16 protein-coding genes are annotated in these 15,050 nt (G+C 66.5%); 6 read left to right on the top strand and 10 right to left on the bottom strand.

Features of this window, described 5'->3' with window-relative positions:
* Position 1: 1 nt before the first annotated feature.
* The 9 genes from solA to hutF form a co-directional block, all read right to left on the bottom strand.
* Entirely contained in the window at positions 2–1,168 is a 1,167-nt protein-coding gene (gene solA, locus AC1DYL_RS02455) for an N-methyl-L-tryptophan oxidase (protein WP_477171931.1), read from the bottom strand.
* Positions 1,165–2,706 carry a histidine ammonia-lyase gene (gene hutH, locus AC1DYL_RS02450; protein ID WP_477171930.1) on the bottom strand — a complete coding sequence of 514 codons (1,542 nt, stop codon included), beginning with the start codon at positions 2,704–2,706 and terminating at the stop codon, positions 1,165–1,167. Before hutH ends, solA begins: the two co-directional genes overlap by 4 nt.
* Positions 2,703–3,917, bottom strand: a complete 1,215-nt coding sequence (gene hutI / locus AC1DYL_RS02445) for an imidazolonepropionase (protein ID WP_477171929.1) — start codon at positions 3,915–3,917, stop codon at positions 2,703–2,705. Before hutI ends, hutH begins: the two co-directional genes overlap by 4 nt.
* Positions 3,918–3,919: 2 nt before the next feature.
* Positions 3,920–5,404 carry an HAL/PAL/TAL family ammonia-lyase gene (locus AC1DYL_RS02440; RefSeq protein ID WP_477171928.1) on the bottom strand — a complete coding sequence of 495 codons (1,485 nt, stop codon included), beginning with the start codon at positions 5,402–5,404 and terminating at the stop codon, positions 3,920–3,922.
* Between the two features lie 10 nt (positions 5,405–5,414).
* On the bottom strand, positions 5,415–6,188 hold the full coding sequence (locus AC1DYL_RS02435; RefSeq protein ID WP_477171927.1) for an ABC transporter ATP-binding protein: 774 nt from the start codon (positions 6,186–6,188) through the stop codon (positions 5,415–5,417).
* Positions 6,185–6,916: an ABC transporter permease gene (locus AC1DYL_RS02430; RefSeq protein WP_477171926.1), complete on the bottom strand. Its 732-nt coding sequence runs from the start codon at positions 6,914–6,916 to the stop codon at positions 6,185–6,187. Before AC1DYL_RS02430 ends, AC1DYL_RS02435 begins: the two co-directional genes overlap by 4 nt.
* An 11-nt stretch (positions 6,917–6,927) precedes the next feature.
* Positions 6,928–7,650: an ABC transporter permease gene (locus AC1DYL_RS02425; RefSeq protein ID WP_477148612.1), complete on the bottom strand. Its 723-nt coding sequence runs from the start codon at positions 7,648–7,650 to the stop codon at positions 6,928–6,930.
* Positions 7,651–7,742: 92 nt separating this feature from the next.
* Complete coding sequence (locus tag AC1DYL_RS02420) at positions 7,743–8,588, bottom strand: transporter substrate-binding domain-containing protein (RefSeq protein ID WP_477171925.1); 846 nt, start codon at positions 8,586–8,588, stop codon at positions 7,743–7,745.
* Between the two features lie 42 nt (positions 8,589–8,630).
* Positions 8,631–10,013, bottom strand: coding sequence for a formimidoylglutamate deiminase (gene hutF, locus AC1DYL_RS02415; RefSeq protein ID WP_477171924.1), 1,383 nt, complete (start codon positions 10,011–10,013; stop codon positions 8,631–8,633).
* Positions 10,014–10,126: 113 nt separating this feature from the next.
* Here hutF and hutC point away from each other — a divergent pair, with 113 nt between their 5' ends.
* The 4 genes from hutC to AC1DYL_RS02395 all read left to right on the top strand — a co-directional run bounded on the left by hutC (position 10,127) and on the right by AC1DYL_RS02395 (position 13,815).
* Positions 10,127–10,939: a histidine utilization repressor gene (gene hutC, locus AC1DYL_RS02410; protein ID WP_477171923.1), complete on the top strand. Its 813-nt coding sequence runs from the start codon at positions 10,127–10,129 to the stop codon at positions 10,937–10,939.
* An 82-nt stretch (positions 10,940–11,021) separates the two neighbouring features.
* Positions 11,022–12,695, top strand: a complete 1,674-nt coding sequence (hutU, locus tag AC1DYL_RS02405; protein WP_477171922.1) for a urocanate hydratase — start codon at positions 11,022–11,024, stop codon at positions 12,693–12,695.
* On the top strand, positions 12,695–13,270 hold the full coding sequence (locus tag AC1DYL_RS02400) for a HutD/Ves family protein (RefSeq protein ID WP_477171921.1): 576 nt from the start codon (positions 12,695–12,697) through the stop codon (positions 13,268–13,270). The genes hutU and AC1DYL_RS02400 overlap by 1 nt, the downstream gene beginning before the upstream one ends.
* Before the next feature lie 17 nt (positions 13,271–13,287).
* A complete protein-coding gene (locus AC1DYL_RS02395) occupies positions 13,288–13,815 on the top strand; it encodes a beta-barrel domain-containing protein (RefSeq protein WP_477171920.1) in 528 nt (175 codons plus the stop codon).
* A 183-nt stretch (positions 13,816–13,998) separates the two neighbouring features.
* Here AC1DYL_RS02395 and AC1DYL_RS02390 read toward each other — a convergent pair whose 3' ends face one another.
* Positions 13,999–14,232, bottom strand: coding sequence for a hypothetical protein (locus tag AC1DYL_RS02390; RefSeq protein WP_477151986.1), 234 nt, complete (start codon positions 14,230–14,232; stop codon positions 13,999–14,001).
* A 269-nt stretch (positions 14,233–14,501) separates the two neighbouring features.
* Here AC1DYL_RS02390 and AC1DYL_RS02385 point away from each other — a divergent pair, with 269 nt between their 5' ends.
* A complete protein-coding gene (locus AC1DYL_RS02385; protein ID WP_477171919.1) occupies positions 14,502–14,837 on the top strand; it encodes a hypothetical protein in 336 nt (111 codons plus the stop codon).
* A 51-nt stretch (positions 14,838–14,888) separates the two neighbouring features.
* Positions 14,889–15,026, top strand: a complete 138-nt coding sequence (locus AC1DYL_RS02380; protein WP_477171918.1) for a hypothetical protein — start codon at positions 14,889–14,891, stop codon at positions 15,024–15,026.
* Positions 15,027–15,050 lie beyond the last annotated feature (24 nt).

The following is a 15,050-nucleotide window of genomic DNA, read 5'->3' as shown; positions in this document are numbered from 1 at the left end:
GTCAGGCCGTTTCCTTGATTGTCTTGGCGCGCCGGGTCAGTGCCGCGAACGAGAACGGGTCGATCGGCAATGCCGTCTGTCCGTCCGCGGCGAGGTCGGCGAGGATTTCGGCGACGACGCTCGCAAACTTGAAGCCGTGCCCGGAGCAGGGCGAGGCGACGATGATGTTCGGGTCCGAGGGGAGGACATCGATGAGGAAGTCGTCGCCCGGCAGCATGGTGTAGCGGCAGGTGACGTAGCCGCTCGGCAATCCGGCCGCGGCGGGGAGACGGCGGGCGATGAAGTCGTCGAGCAGGGCTCGGTCGGCTTCGTTGACCGGCGGGTTGGGCTCTTCAGGGTCGATCGCCTCGTGGAAATGGGCGTGCTTGCCGATTTTGACGCCCTCCGGTCCGAGCGCCGGGAAGCCGAAGAAGGAGCCCGCCGTGCTTTCGCCGCGGAGGAACACCGGCATCCGACCCAGCGCCGTCGCGAGGGCGTCGCGCGGGTGGTACCAGCCGACGACCTGGCGGATGGGCGTGGCAAGGCCCGCGAGATCCGGCACCAAATCGGCGATGTAGGAGCCGGTCGCGACGATGACCTTGCCGGCGCGATAGGTGCCGGTATCGGAAACGATGCGGATGCCCGCATCGCTGGGCTCGATCGCCAGCACGCGTTCGCCGAAATGCAGCGCCGCGCCATCGGCGCCGGCGAGACGGAGCGCGGCCATTACGGCCTTCTCCGGGCGCAGGAAGCCGCCCTGTGGCTCGAATACCGCGACTTCGTCGTCGTCGAGCTGGAAAGCCGGGAAGCGCTCGCGCATGGCTTGCGGATCGATCAGTTCGTGCGCGAGGCCGTGGAGCTCGCACGAGGCCAGCGTGCCCTTGACGATCGGGTCGTCCGGCGGGCCGATCTGCAGCACGCCGGTGATGGTCAGCAGGTCCTCGCGCGCCCGCGCTTCGAGCGCCCGCCAGTTGGCGTAGGCCCGCCGCAGCAGCGGCACATAGGCGGGGTCCTCGAAATAGCCGAGGCGGATCAACCGGCTGTCACCATGCGAGGAGCCGCGATCATGGTTGGGCCAGAACCGCTCGATGCCGATGACTTTCAGCCCGCGTGCGGCCAGTTGGGCGGCAGCATTGGCGCCCATCGCGCCGAGGCCGATGATGGCGACGTCGAAAGCGCTTTCGGTCACTGTCCGGCCTCTGTCACACCCGGCAGGTGGTGCGCCGTGCTCGCACCCAGCTGTCCCGATCGCACCAGAGCGGCGGCTTCGGCCATGTCCGGGGTGAAATGCCGGTCGTCGGAGAGGTGCGGCACGCGTGCCCTGAGCAGCGCGCGGGCGGCCTCGAGCGGGGCGCTGGAGATCAGCGGCTGATGGAAATCGCAGCCCTGCACGGCGGCGAGAAGCTCGACGCCGATGACGTTCGCGGCATTCTCGGCCATCGGCAGCAGGCGCCGTGCCCCGTGCGTCGCCATCGAGACGTGGTCTTCTTGGTTGGCGGACGTGGGGATGGAATCGACGCTTGCCGGAAAGGCCCGCTGCTTGTTCTCCGAAACCAAGGCGGCCGCGGTCACCTGCGCAATCATGAAGCCGGAATTGAGCCCCGGCTTGGGGGTTAGGAACGCGGGCAGGCCCGAGAGGGCAGGGTCCACCAGCATGGCGATGCGGCGTTCGGCCAGTGAGCCGATTTCGCAGATCGCCATGGCGATGGTGTCGGCTGCGAAGGCCACGGGCTCGGCGTGGAAATTGCCGCCGGAGATGACCTCACCCTCGCGCGCAAAGACCAGCGGGTTGTCCGAGACGCTGTTGGCCTCGATGGCAAGCGTGCGCGCGGCCTGCCGCAGGATATCGAGGCAGGCGCCCATCACCTGCGGCTGGCAGCGGACGCAATAGGGGTCCTGCACGCGGGTGTCGCCGATCAGATGCGAGGCGCGGATGGCGCTGCCGGCCATCAGTTCGCGGAGCGCGGTGGCAACCTCGGTCTGGCCGCGATGCGGGCGGACGGCGTGGATGCGCGGATCAAACGGTCCATCCGAGCCGCGCGCCGCATCGGTGGCGAGGGCGCCGGTGACGAGGGCGGCCTGAAACACCTGCTCGGCTTCGAACAGGCCGGCCAGCGCGAGGCCGGTCGAGACCTGGGTGCCGTTGAGTAGCGCCAGCCCCTCCTTCGGACCGAGGACCAGCGGCGCCAGCCCGGCTGCGGTAAGCGCCTGCTCCGCAGGAACCACGACACCCCTGACGAAGAACGCGCCGACACCCATCAGTGCAGCGGTCATGTGAGCGAGTGGGGCGAGGTCACCCGAGGCGCCGACGGAGCCTTGGCCGGGCACCACCGGCATAAGGTCCTTGGCGAGGCAGGCGCCCAGATGCTCGATGGTCGACCAGCGCACGCCGGAGAAGCCCTGGGCGAGGCTTGCGAGCTTCAGCGCCATGACGAGGCGTATCACCGGGGCGGGCAGGGGCTCGCCGACGCCAGCAGCGTGCGAGAGAACGAGGTTCTTCTGCAACTGGGCGAGCTCGGCATCGGGGATGCGGATGCTCGCGAGCTTTCCGAAGCCGGTATTGATGCCGTAGACCGGCTCGCCTTTCCTGACGATCGCCTCGACGGTTGCCGCGCCGGCTTCGACTGCCGGCCGGCTCGACGAGCTGAGCGTGACGTTCGCTCCGCGATAGATGCTGCGCCAGGTGCCGAGCGACACGGCGCCCGGCAGCAGTTCAACTTCGGTCACTGGCCCCTCCAGATGCGTTGATGCAGCGGGTTGAACCCGATGCGATAGACGAGCTCGGCCGGGCGCTCGATGTCCCAGATGGCGAGATCGCAAGATTTGCCCGGCTCGATGGTGCCGGTGTCGTCGAGCCGGCCCAGCGCCCGTGCGGCCTCGCGGGTGACGGCGGCGATACACTCGTCGACGGTCAGGCGGAACAGCGTTGCGGCCATGTTCATGGTGGTGAGCAGCGAAGTGATCGGCGAGGTGCCGGGGTTGCTGTCGGTGGCCACGGCCATCGGCACGCCGTGGTGGCGGAAGGCGGCGATGGGCGGCACCTGCGTTTCGCGGAGGACGTAGAATGCGCCCGGCAGCAGTACCGCCACGGTGCCGGACTTTGCCATCGCGGCCGCGCCATCGTCGTCGGTGTATTCGAGGTGGTCGGCGGATAGCGCGCCGTGTTCGGCGGCGAGGCGCGCGCCGTGGAGATTGGACAGCTGGTCGGCGTGCAGTTTCACCGGCAGGCCCAGCGCTTTTGCCTTCTCGAACACTGGTGCCATTTCGGCTGGCGAGAAGGCGATGCCTTCGACGAAGCCATCGACCGCATCGGCAATTCCTTCGGCCGCCATTGCCGGCAGGATTTCGTCGATCACCAGCGCTAGGTAGCCGGCTCGATCGTTGGCAAATTCGGGCGGCAAGGCATGGGCGGAGAGGCAGGTGGTGGCGATGGCGACGCGGCGGTGGTCGGCCAGCTGGCGGGCCACCCTGAGCATGCGCAACTCGCTGTCGAGATCGAGGCCGTAGCCGGACTTGATCTCGATAGTGGTGACGCCTTCAGCCAGCAGCGCGTCGAGCCGGCGGAGGGCGCTGGTCGTCAGTTCCGCCTCGCTGGCGGCGCGGGTGGCGCTCACTGAGGAGATGATGCCGCCACCGGCGCGGGCGATCTCCTCATAGGAGGCGCCGCCAAGCCGCATTTCGAACTCGCGGGCGCGGTCGCCGCCATAGACGAGATGGGTGTGGCAATCGATGAGGCCGGGGGTCACCCAGCGGCCCTCCAGATCGACGGTCTCGCGCGGTGCGAGCGAAGCGGGCAACTCGGCCATCGGGCCGACCCAGGCGATGCGGCCGTCCTTCGCGGCAATCGCGCCCTGTTCGATGATCCCGAGCCCGGGTGCGCCGGAGGCGAGCGTTGTGATGCGGGCGTTGAGCCAGATTGTGTCGATGGGATCGGTCATGGTCAGGGACGCTCGCTACGAATGAGGGTCCGCGCCGTTGCGAGATCGGGCGCAAACGGCCGGTCGTCGGTGTAGGGACCGACACTGGCGCGCATCGCCCGATAGAGGGCGTCGGTCTTTGCGGCGCGCCGCAGCTCCTTGTTCTGAAGCTCGTAGGCTTGCCCCGCGGCAAGCAGTTCAATGCCGAAAATCTGCTCGGCGTTGTCGAGGATCGCCAGCGCCTTCAGCGAAGCGGGCGTGGCGTGGGCGAGGTGATCCTCCTGCAGGCCCGAGGTGATGCCGCCATCGAGGCTGGCCGGCGCGGCGAGGCGCCGGTTTTCGCTGACCAGCGAGAGGGCGACGTACTGGGTGATCATGAACCCGGACGCCGCGCCGCTATCGACGGCGAGAAAGGCCGGCAGGCCGCTGACCAGCGGATTGACCAGCCGGTCGAGCCGGCGCTCGGACATGGCGGCGACTTCGGCGACGGCAACGCCTAGGGCGTCCATGCTCAATCCGATGGCGGCGCTGACGGCGTGGGCCTCGGAGTGAACCCGCGGCGCTTCGGGCGAGCCGGCGACCAGCGGGTTGTCGGTGACGGATGCGAGCTCTCGGTCGACCACCTCGGCCGCGTGGGCGAGCGCGTCGCGCGCGGCGCCGTGGACATGCGGGATGGCCCGGAGGCTTAGTGCATCCTGCGTCCGGCGGCCTTGTGCTGCAGCGAGCAGTTCGCTGCCGGCGAGCGTATCGCGCAGGCGCGCGCCGACGATCTGCAGGCCGGGCGAGGCATGGAACGCCAGCACGTGCTCGTCGAATGCCGCGAGCTGGCCGCCGAGGTTCTCGAACGTCATTGCGCCGATCGCGTCGGCCCAGTCGAACAGTCGCTCAGCTCGAGAGAGCGCCTCGGCTGCCAGACCGGTAGCGCAGGGCGTGCCGTTGACGAGGCTCAGACCTTCTTTCGCCTCGAGGACGAGTGGCGACAGGCCGATCCGGATCAAGGCCTCGGCGGCGCCCACCCGCTCTCCGCCGACCGTCGCAAAGCCCTCGCCGATCAGGACCAGCGCGACGTGGGCCATATGAGTGAGGTACCCGACGGAGCCGCGCGAGGGGACTTCTGGAACGCATCCTGCATTGAGCAGCGCCAGCAGGGCATCGACAACCTCCAGCCGCACGCCGGAATGGCCATGCGCGTAGTTGTTGATCTGCGTGGCGATGATGGCGCGGGTCTCGCCGGGCGAGAGTGGCGCGCCGATGCCGCAGGCGTGGCTGAGGATGATGTTGCGCGACAGCGTCCTCAGTTGCTGGCGATCGACCACCACGTCGGAAAGCGCGCCGACGCCGGTATTGACGCCGTAGGCCTTGATGCCCTTCTCGACCAGCGCCTCGACAATCGCTCGGGCCGTCGCGATGCGCTGCCGCGCCACGGGAGAAAGCTCCAGCGTCGCGCCATCCGCCACGGCGGCAATGTCCCGCCAGCTCAGCGGCGCATCGAGTACGATGGTCGGCATCCGCTTGATCCTAGGCGCCGAGACCGGAGACGAACTGCCGGAAGCGGTCCGACTTCAGCTCGCCGAACAGCTCGTCAGGCGTCCCGTCGGCCTCGACCAGTCCCTGGTGCACGAAGACGACGCGGTTCGAGACGTTGCGGGCAAAGCCCATCTCGTGGGTGACGACCAGCATGGTGCGCCCCTCCTCGGCGAGGGCTCGCAGCACGCGCAGCACTTCGCCCACGAGTTCTGGGTCGAGCGCAGAGGTCGGCTCGTCGAACAGCATGACCTTTGGCTTCATCGCTAGCGCCCGGGCGATCGCGGCACGCTGCTGCTGGCCGCCGGAAAGGTGCGCGGGGTAGTGGTGGCGCTTGTCGGCGATGCCGACCTTTTCGAGCAGCGCCTCGGCTTCGTCGATGCATTCGGCGCGCGGTCGCTTCAGCACATGCACCGGACCTTCGATGAGGTTCTGGAGGATCGTCATGTGGCTCCAGAGATTGAAGTTCTGGAACACCATGCCCAGTTCGGAGCGGATGCGGTCGACCTGCCGGTGATCGGCCGGCTCCTCGCGGCCATCACGGCGCTTGCGCATGATGACCGGCTCTCCGGCGACGGTGATTTCGCCGGAGTCCGGGGTCTCGAGCAGGTTGATGCAGCGCAGGAAAGTGCTCTTGCCCGAGCCGCTGGCGCCCAGGATCGAGATCACGTCGCCTTCATGTGCGTCGAGCGAAATCCCCTTCAGCACCTGCAGGCTGCCGAAGGACTTCTGGATGTTCTTCACCGAGAGGGCAGTGGTGGCGGTCATGAGTGCGTCTCCAGTGCGGTCGGGCGGGGTGTGGCAACTTGCTTTGCGGGTCGCAGATGTGGCGACAGCCGGTACTCGAGAAGGGCGAACAGCCGCACGATGATGAAGTTGAGGATCAGGTAGATCGCAGCGGCGCAGAGGAAGACTTCCATCGTCCGGTAGGTCTGCGAGATGATGCGCTGGGCAACGCCCGTGACCTCCCAGACGGTGACGAGACTGGCCAGCGCCGTCGATTTCAGCATCAAGACGATCTCGGTCGAGTAGGCCGGCAGGGCTTGGCGCAGCGCGATCGGCGCAATGATACGGCGCAGCAGCGTGAAGCCCGACATGCCGGTGGCGCGTCCTGCTTCGATCTCGCGGGCCGGCACGGCCAGGAGGCCGCCACGGAAGATCTCCGCCGTGTAGCCGGCCGTGCAAAGCGCCAGCGAGATGACGGCGCAGGCGAAGGCGTCCTTCAGCACCGGCCACGCAAGGCTGTGGCGCACCTCGGGGAACTGGCTGAGGCCGTAATAGACGAGGAACATCTGGATCATCAGCGGCGAGCCGCGGAAGATGAAGATGTAGCCGGCCGCGAAGCGCTTGAGCACCGGGTTGCGGCTCACCCGCATCCACACGACGCCGAGCGCGAGAATGCCGCCGAGGGTGATCGAGAGGACGAACAGCCCCAGGGTCGTCGGCAGGGCGGCGAGCAGCTTGTTCAGGGTGTCGGAGAGGAAGGCGATGTCCATTGCTCTTGTCCTCAGGTCCGGCCGATGCCGCCGCGGAAGCTCCTGCCCACGCGTCTCTCGGCTGCCCCGAAGGCCCGGTCAGAGATCGAGGTGAGGATCAGGTAGAGAGCACCGCCAACGATGTAGAAGAGGAAATACTGGTGGGTCGATCCGGCCGCGACCTGGCTCGAGCGCATCAGCTCGGCAAGGCCGGTCACCGAGACCAGCGCCGAATCCTTGAGGCTCAACTGCCAGACATTGCCGAGACCGGGGAGCGCGAAGCGCAGCACCTGCGGCACGACGATACGCCGGAAACGCAGCATGCGGTTCATGCCGATGGCGCGGGCGGCCTCGATCTCACCCCGCGAGACGGCGAGGAAGGCGCCGCGATAGACCTCGGCCTGGTAGGCACCGGAAATCACGCCCACCGCCAGCGCACCGGCGAGAAACGACGGCAACCCGAGGAACCCCTCGATGCCAAACGCCGCCCCGATCGAAGTGACGGCGCGCGAGCCGCCGAAATAGACGAGATAGATGATGAGCAGTTCCGGCACGCCGCGAAACACCGTGGTGTAGGCGTCGCCAACAAAGCGCGGGATCAAGCCGCGCGACAGCTTCGCCCAGGCAACCAGGGCACCGAACACCGAGCCCAGCGCCAATGCGGCGAGGGTGACGGCGAGGGTGGTCAATGCCCCGATGAGGAGCAGCCCGCCCCAGCCCGTGGGTCCAAATCCAAGCGTGTCGAAAATCGTCATGAAGGACTGCTCCAGCCGTCAAAGACAAGTCGCAGGACACCGGGCGGTGGGGAGGTGTCCGCATCGCGGCGGACACCTCGCAAACGCGCTGATCAGGGTGCGATGTTGACCTTAAACCACTTCTCGCTGAGCGTCTTGACCGTGCCATCGGCCAGCGCCGCAGTGATCGCGGTGTCGAACAGCGCCTTGAGGTCGGTGTCGGCCTGGCGCAGGCCGAGCCCTTCGCCTTCGCCCCAGATCGGGCCGCCGATTTCGGGGCCGGTGAAGGCCAGCTCGGCATATTCGGGGGCCTCGAACGCAGCCTTGAACACGGTCGCGTCGTCGAAGCCGGCGTCGATGCGGCCCGACGCGAGGTCGAGGTCGCGCTCGGCAGCGGTCTTGTATTCCTTCACCGTCGCGGTGGCGCCGAAGTTGTCATAGATGAACTTGGCGTAGACGGTGGCGGCCTGGATACCGATGGTCTTGCCGGCAAAGGCGTCGCGGATGGTGTCGACCGTGGCCTTGTCGGCGGCGAGATCGCCGGTCAGCTTCACCGTGGTGCCGGTGCCGGCGAGGTTTTCGAGGCTCGAGCCCTTCACGGTGGCGAAGGTGGCCGGGGTTGCGGCGTAGGGGACCGAGAAGGCGATGACTTGCTTCCGCTCCTCGGTGATCGACAGCGCATCCATGATCACGTCGAACTTGCCGGCATTGAGGCTCTCGATCATGCCGTCCCAATCGGCGGCGATCAGCTTGCACTCGACCTTCATGCGAGCGCAGAGGTCCGCGGCGAGCTCGGCTTCAAAACCGCCGATGGTGCCGTCCGGATTGGTGAGGTTCCAGGGAGCGTAAGCACCCTCGAGCGCGATCGTGACGGTGGTCCAGTCCTTGGCCTGGGCGGGGATGGCGGCGAAGCCGGTCAGCGCGAGGGCGCCGGCGAGTATCAGATGCTTTGCGTTCATTCTGGTTCTCCTGTTCGGTCGTCGTTGCATGAGGTGTAGGCGTTAGGCGTTGGAGAGCTTGGCGAGCACGGCGCGGAAATCGCGGTCGATCTGCTCGTCCTGTTGATGGTGTCGGTCGCGGATCCGCCAGCTGCCGGCGACCATCACATCGCGCACAGCGCGGTCGCCGACGGCGAACAGCCAGCGATCGAGGATCTGGTTGTCGATGGCGGCGTCGACATAGGGGTCGGTGTCATCGAGTACGACGAGCGAGGCGACCTTACCCTTGCCTATCTGTCCGAGAGGCTGGCCGAGTGCCTGCGCCCCGCCGGTAAGGGCACTGTCGAAGATCGAGCGGCCCACCGACTGGCCCGGAGCGCTGGCCAGCCGATTGCGGCGACGGTCGCGCAGCCGCTGGCCATATTCGAGCAGCCTCAGCTCGTCGGCGACGCTGGTCGCGACATGGCTGTCAGTGCCGACGCCGTAGCGGCCGCCAGCCGCCACATAGTCGACGCCGGGGAAAACGCCATCGCCCAGATTGGCCTCGGTGGCCGGGCAGAGGCCGACAACGGCGCGAGATTGCGCGATGCGCGCGATCTCCGGCGGCTCGATATGGGTAGCGTGGATCAGACACCAGCGCTCGTCGACCGGCATCTCGTCGAGCAGCCACTCGACCGGACGGCGCCCGCTCCAGGCGAGGCAATCATCGACTTCCTTGGTCTGCTCGGCGACGTGGATGTGGATCGGGCCGGAGGAGGGCGCCGCCGCGAGAATGGCGCGCATCTCATCGGGCGTCGCGGCACGCAGGGAGTGGAAGGCGTAACCGAGCGCTGCGCCGGCGTCGGCACAACTAGGACCCAGCGATTGCATAAGCGCCAGGAAGCCGTCGACATCGTGAATGAAGCGCGCCTGGCCGGGATTGGGCGCAGCGCCGCCGAAATTCGCGTGCGCGTAGAACACCGGCAGCAGCGTCAGCCCGATGCCGGCGGCCGACGCGGCGCGAAGGATTGCCTTCGACATTTCCGCCGGGTCGGCATAGGGCGCGCCACCGGGCCCATGGTGCAGGTAGTGGAACTCGGCGACGGCCCCGAACCCGCCCTTCAGCATCTCAACATAGAGCTTGGTGGCAATCGCCGCGACGTCGTCGGGGGTCAGCAGACCGACGGTGCGATACATCTTTTCGCGCCAGGTCCAGAAGCTGTCGTCGCCCGTTCCCGCGATCTCGGCAAGGCCGGCCATGGCGCGCTGGAAGGCGTGCGAGTGCAGATTTGGCAGGGCGGGGATAACCGGGCCGGCGGCGACGAAATCACCCGGCAGCGGCGCGGCTTGCGCTACAACTGCCTCTATGATTCCGCCGGCGCTGATCTCGATCGCGACATTCGACGCCCATCCCTCGGCGAGCAGGGCTCGCTCGGCGTGCAATCGATGGGCGACGGGTTCGGGCATTGCCGGCTTGCCTGTGCTCAGTTGTATAGGGTACCATATGCATATTCATTCACGACGCAAGCTGAAAAGTGAAGCGATTGTGCACTTTGTGAATTTGCTGAAGGAATAGGCATATGGACAGGAAGACTGCCGTAACCGACAAGGCGCCCGTCCTTCCCGCTGACCAGCGGGCTGCCGCCCGGCGCGGCAAGGGCGCCAAGGATGCGGCCAACGATCCCGCTCCGCTCTATGCGGGGGTGAAGCAACTCGTGCTCGACCGGATCCGCAGCGGCGAGTGGCCGCCCAACCACCGGGTGCCCTCCGAGAACGAGCTGGTCGCCGAACTCAAGGTCAGCCGCATGACGGCCAACCGGGCGCTGCGGGAATTGGCGAGCGAAGGTGAGCTGGTGCGCATCCAGGGCGTCGGCTCGTTCGTGGCCGAGCGCAAGGGGCGGTCGGCGCTGTTCGAGGTGCGCAACATCGCCGAGGAGATCGCCGAGCGCGGCCACGTTCATTCGGCGCAAGTAATTCTGTTGCAAGAAGAAAATGCCTCACCGGAGACGGCCGATGCGCTGGATCTGCCGATCGGGGCGCCGGTGTTCCATTCCATCGTCGTGCACAGCGAGAACGATGTGCCGGTGCAGATCGAGGATCGCTTCGTCAATCCGGCTTCGGCGCCGGGCTATCTCGCGCAGGAGTTCACGACAATCACTCCGAACGCCTATCTGACGCGCGAGGCGCCGCTCAGCCAGGCTGAGCATGTCGTCGAAGCGGCCATGCCGCAGCCGTGGGAATGCAAGCTGCTGGTAATCCAGCGCACCGAGCCCTGCCTGATGATCCGCCGGCGCACCTGGTCGGGCGACAGTGTCGTGTCGCTGGCCCGGCTGCTCTACCCGGGCAGCCGCTATCGCCTGGAGTCGCGAGCCAGCGCGCCGCCGTCTCGCTAGGCCCCTCAATTTTGCCGATTGCCAGATCGCAAATCCTGTCCTAGCTTATACATGCTTGTATAGGCAACATGGATGCGCGACGATGCTCAGCAACACCCGCTATCGTGACACCGAAATCCGAGCCCCCCGCGGCAGCACGCTGTCGGCCAAGAGTTGGCTGACCGAAGCGCCGATGCGGATGCTGATGAACAATCTCGATCCGGATGTTGCGGAAAATCCCAAGGAACTGGTGGTCTATGGCGGCATCGGCCGCGCCGCCCGCGACTGGGAATCGTTCGACACCATCGTTGCCACACTCAAGCGGCTCGAGGACGACCAGACGCTGCTGGTGCAATCGGGCAAGCCCGTCGGCGTGTTCCAGACCCATCCCGGCGCACCGCGCGTCCTGATCGCCAATTCCAACCTCGTGCCGCACTGGGCCACCTGGGAAAAGTTCAACGAGCTCGATGCGCAGGGCCTGATGATGTACGGCCAGATGACGGCAGGCTCGTGGATCTACATCGGCAGCCAGGGCATCGTTCAGGGCACCTACGAGACCTTCGTCGAGGCCGGCCGCCAGCACTATGACGGCAAGCTCGCGGGCCGCTGGATCCTCACCGCCGGGCTCGGCGGCATGGGCGGCGCGCAGCCGCTGGCGGCGACGCTCGCTGGCGCGGTGTCGCTCAACATCGAGTGCCAGCAGCAGAGCATCGATTTCCGCCTCCGCACCCGCTATCTCGACAAGCAGGCGCGCGACCTCGACGACGCGCTGGCGCTCATTGCCCATCACACCAAGCAGGGTGATGCGGTCTCCATCGGGCTCCTCGGCAATGCCGCCGAAATCCTGCCCGAACTGGTCCGTCGCGGCGTTCGCCCGGACCTAGTGACCGACCAGACATCGGCCCACGATCCGCTCAACGGTTACCTGCCGATCGGCTGGAGCTGGTCCGAGTACCGCGAGCGCGCCCGCACCGAGCCCGAAGCGGTGACCAAGGCTGCCAAGCGCTCGATGGCCATCCACGTTCAGGCAATGCTGGATTTCCAGAAGCTGGGCGTCCCGGTGTTCGACTACGGCAACAACATCCGGCAGATGGCCAAGGAGGAGGGGGTCGCGAACGCCTTCGATTTCCCCGGTTTCGTGCCGGCCTATATCCGCCCGCTGTTCTGCCGCGGAGTCGGGCCGTTCCGCTGGGTGGCGCTCTCAGGCGACCCCGAGGATATCTACAAGACCGACGCGCGGGTCAAAGAGCTGATCCCCGACGACGCGCACCTCCACAAATGGCTGGAGATGGCCCGCGAGCGCATCAGCTTCCAGGGCCTGCCGGCCCGCATCGCCTGGGTCGGGCTCGGCCAGCGCGCCCGCTTGGGCCTTGCCTTCAATGAAATGGTGCGCTCCGGCGCCGTCTCCGCGCCGATCGTCATCGGCCGCGATCACCTCGATTCCGGCTCGGTCGCCAGCCCCAACCGTGAGACCGAAGCGATGATGGACGGCTCGGACGCCGTCTCGGACTGGCCGCTGCTCAACGCGCTGCTCAACACCGCGTCGGGCGCCACCTGGGTGTCGCTGCATCACGGCGGCGGCGTCGGCATGGGCTTTTCGCAGCATTCCGGCATGGTCATTGTCTGCGATGGCTCGGAAGAGGCGGACCGCCGCATCGCGCGGGTGCTGACCAACGACCCGGGCACCGGCGTGATGCGCCACGCCGACGCCGGCTACCAGATCGCCCGGGATTGCGCCCGCGAGCAGGGGCTCGACCTGCCGATGCTGGCGCGTTGATGCAGGCGCGGGTCCTCGGCCCCGCCGATTTCACCGCGATGCCCTGGCGCAACGGCCGGGGCACCACGCTCGAGCTTGCCCGCGAAGACGATGCGGATGGCGCCATGCTGTGGCGCCTTTCGTCGGCCGATGTGCTCGAGGCCGGCGCCTTTTCGCCCTTCCCGGGCATCGACCGCATCCTGATGCTCAGCGAAGGCGAAGGGTTCGACCTCGATTTCGGCCCTCACGGCCGCGTCGCCCCGGTCGAGCCGCTGGTGCCGGTCCACTTCTCCGGCGACTGGACCACGCGGGCCGAAAACGTGCGCGGGCCGTCGCGAGACCTCAATGTGATGGTGGCCCGGGACCGAGCGACGGCAAGTGTTGGTGTTCATCGCGACGCCATGCGGACGACCAGCTTGGCTGATTGCTCCATGATGTTAGCCCTCGCCGGCACCTTCGCAGTTACGATCGGCAGCGACGAGTTCATGCTCGCTCCGTCACATCTGTTGCTGGTACGCAGAGAGAAGGGACGCCGCGCAACGACGAACGGATCCGGGGTGCTCGTGCAAATCCACATCAACGTGCGGCATTCTTGATGAGGCCTATGCCAGGTGTGCAGGTCAATGCCAGTGTCGCCGAGCTCCTACAGCAAAAGATTGCAGCTGAGGACCGGCTGAAGCGACTCGAACTACGCGCTCCTCAGCCGGGAATGATCCATGAGTCAAAGGTGCAGACCGTGGGCGGGGTGATCGCCGCCGGCGAGACTCTGATGCTGATAGTGCCGGCAAATCCTGACATCCTGGTTGATGCTAGAGTCAGTCCGATGGATGTCGATAAGATCAGCGCGGGCCAGGGCGTCATACTGCACCTCTCCAGCCTCGACGCCCGAGTGACTCCGGAACTGCTCGCCTCGGTGCGGGCTATCTCGCCAGCAACCTCCGTCGACCCAACGACCGGGGCTGCTTTCTACACTGTCCGCCTCTCAGTCGACAGCGAGCAACTGGCTCGCCTCGCCAAGGGGACGAGACTGGTGCCCGGCATGCCAGCAGAGTCATTCATTGAGACGGGCAACCGCACGGTTCTCGCCTACCTGATGAAGCCGTTGCTCGATCAGGTGATGCACACGTTCCGCGAGGATTGAGGCAATCCAGAAGAGGCCCACTGATGACCTCCGACAGTTTAAGATATCTGCATAGCGTGCCAAATCAGTTGCGAGTCCAGCCACTTGTCCAAGAGGGCAGCAGCTTGAAGGCCATGGGAAGCCGAGCAGATTGTCGTTGAATCCCGCCGGTACGTTGATTGCCGGGCATCCGCTGACCGGCTGCTATTCCCCCAGCCCGGGAGGCAGGGTGCCGCTACGAAACAGCTCGCGTGGTTCGTCGTAGGTGTCGGTTTCCTGGTCGATGTTGGCAGAGTAGGCCCAGACGCCTGAGCGTGTCGGCGCCAATCGTTCGGCGGCGGCGATTGCTGCCTCGGGGCTTCTGGCGGGTTGCGGCAGGTCGGGCTCGAGCTTTCGCCCTTTCGAGCGGAAGCCCTGGACGAAGTACATGGTGGCCATCGGCGCTCCTCCTTGGGGCGGGCATATCACTCGGTTTACCGGCGCGTCCCACAAATTCGTTCGAGTAGCGAGCTAAACTGCCGATAGCTAAAGCTTTTACGTCCACCCAAAAAGTATCTGGTCTGGCCGCCACAATTGCGATCCCGAATAAATTGGACAACGCGCCTGCAAAGGCGCAGAGCTATAAAGCTCCCTGCTGCCCGAGCTGATTGATATCGGTGTGCCGTGATTTCTCGGCACGCTGGGCAGACTTAGGACATCAAGTGTTTTTGAAGATTTATGCAACCGGCGCCCCACACGGGGCGCGGGCTGGTGGTCCGTCTCTCGTCGTCGACGCGGACAACCCTGCGGCGCTGCCGCACCATCCCACAGGACAGTCCTGGCGCTACATCGCGACCGTATCGAACGACGACGCCATGTTCGCGGGCCAGCGTGACGCCGTTGCGACGGCGCTAGCCAATCGCAGTTTCTATGCGAACCGTCGGGTTCTCGGCGTTGGTGCCGCCCACCCGCATGTGCTGGTCGAGCGGCACCATCGCGTCGCCGATGGCGCTCCAGCATCATACCAGCACCAGCTCGCCGAGCGAGCATTCGCAGCCGCCTGACGCCCATCACCACCGTCGTTCCAACAGCACCATCGGTGCAAGGAGTCTGCCATGGCCAAGAGCCAGAAACACAGCAATCGCGAAGCCAAGAAGCCCAAGCAGGTGAAGGTCGCCGCGCCGGCTGCAGGCGAAGGGCTGTTGGCCAAGGCCAACCTGTCCAGTTCGCCACCGAACAAGAAGCGGGCATAGCGACATCGAGCGACGCCCACCCGC

The sequence above is a fragment of the Devosia sp. P1_H9 genome (assembly GCF_056405135.1).
The sequence above is the reverse complement of the archived record's forward strand: the minus strand, read 5'-3'. Positions and strand labels throughout refer to the sequence as shown.

Coding starts and splice junctions, on each gene's coding strand:
- hutI (WP_477171929.1), bottom strand. CDS start 3,917: ATGACCGATCCCATCGACACAATCTGGCTCAACGCCCGCATCACAACG.
- AC1DYL_RS02440 (WP_477171928.1), bottom strand. CDS start 5,404: ATGCCGACCATCGTACTCGATGCGCCGCTGAGCTGGCGGGACATTGCC.
- AC1DYL_RS02435 (WP_477171927.1), bottom strand. CDS start 6,188: ATGACCGCCACCACTGCCCTCTCGGTGAAGAACATCCAGAAGTCCTTC.
- AC1DYL_RS02430 (WP_477171926.1), bottom strand. CDS start 6,916: ATGGACATCGCCTTCCTCTCCGACACCCTGAACAAGCTGCTCGCCGCC.
- AC1DYL_RS02425 (WP_477148612.1), bottom strand. CDS start 7,650: ATGACGATTTTCGACACGCTTGGATTTGGACCCACGGGCTGGGGCGGG.
- AC1DYL_RS02420 (WP_477171925.1), bottom strand. CDS start 8,588: ATGAACGCAAAGCATCTGATACTCGCCGGCGCCCTCGCGCTGACCGGC.
- hutF (WP_477171924.1), bottom strand. CDS start 10,013: ATGCCCGAACCCGTCGCCCATCGATTGCACGCCGAGCGAGCCCTGCTC.
- hutC (WP_477171923.1), top strand. CDS start 10,127: ATGGACAGGAAGACTGCCGTAACCGACAAGGCGCCCGTCCTTCCCGCT.
- hutU (WP_477171922.1), top strand. CDS start 11,022: ATGCTCAGCAACACCCGCTATCGTGACACCGAAATCCGAGCCCCCCGC.
- AC1DYL_RS02400 (WP_477171921.1), top strand. CDS start 12,695: ATGCAGGCGCGGGTCCTCGGCCCCGCCGATTTCACCGCGATGCCCTGG.
- AC1DYL_RS02390 (WP_477151986.1), bottom strand. CDS start 14,232: ATGGCCACCATGTACTTCGTCCAGGGCTTCCGCTCGAAAGGGCGAAAG.
- AC1DYL_RS02380 (WP_477171918.1), top strand. CDS start 14,889: ATGGCCAAGAGCCAGAAACACAGCAATCGCGAAGCCAAGAAGCCCAAG.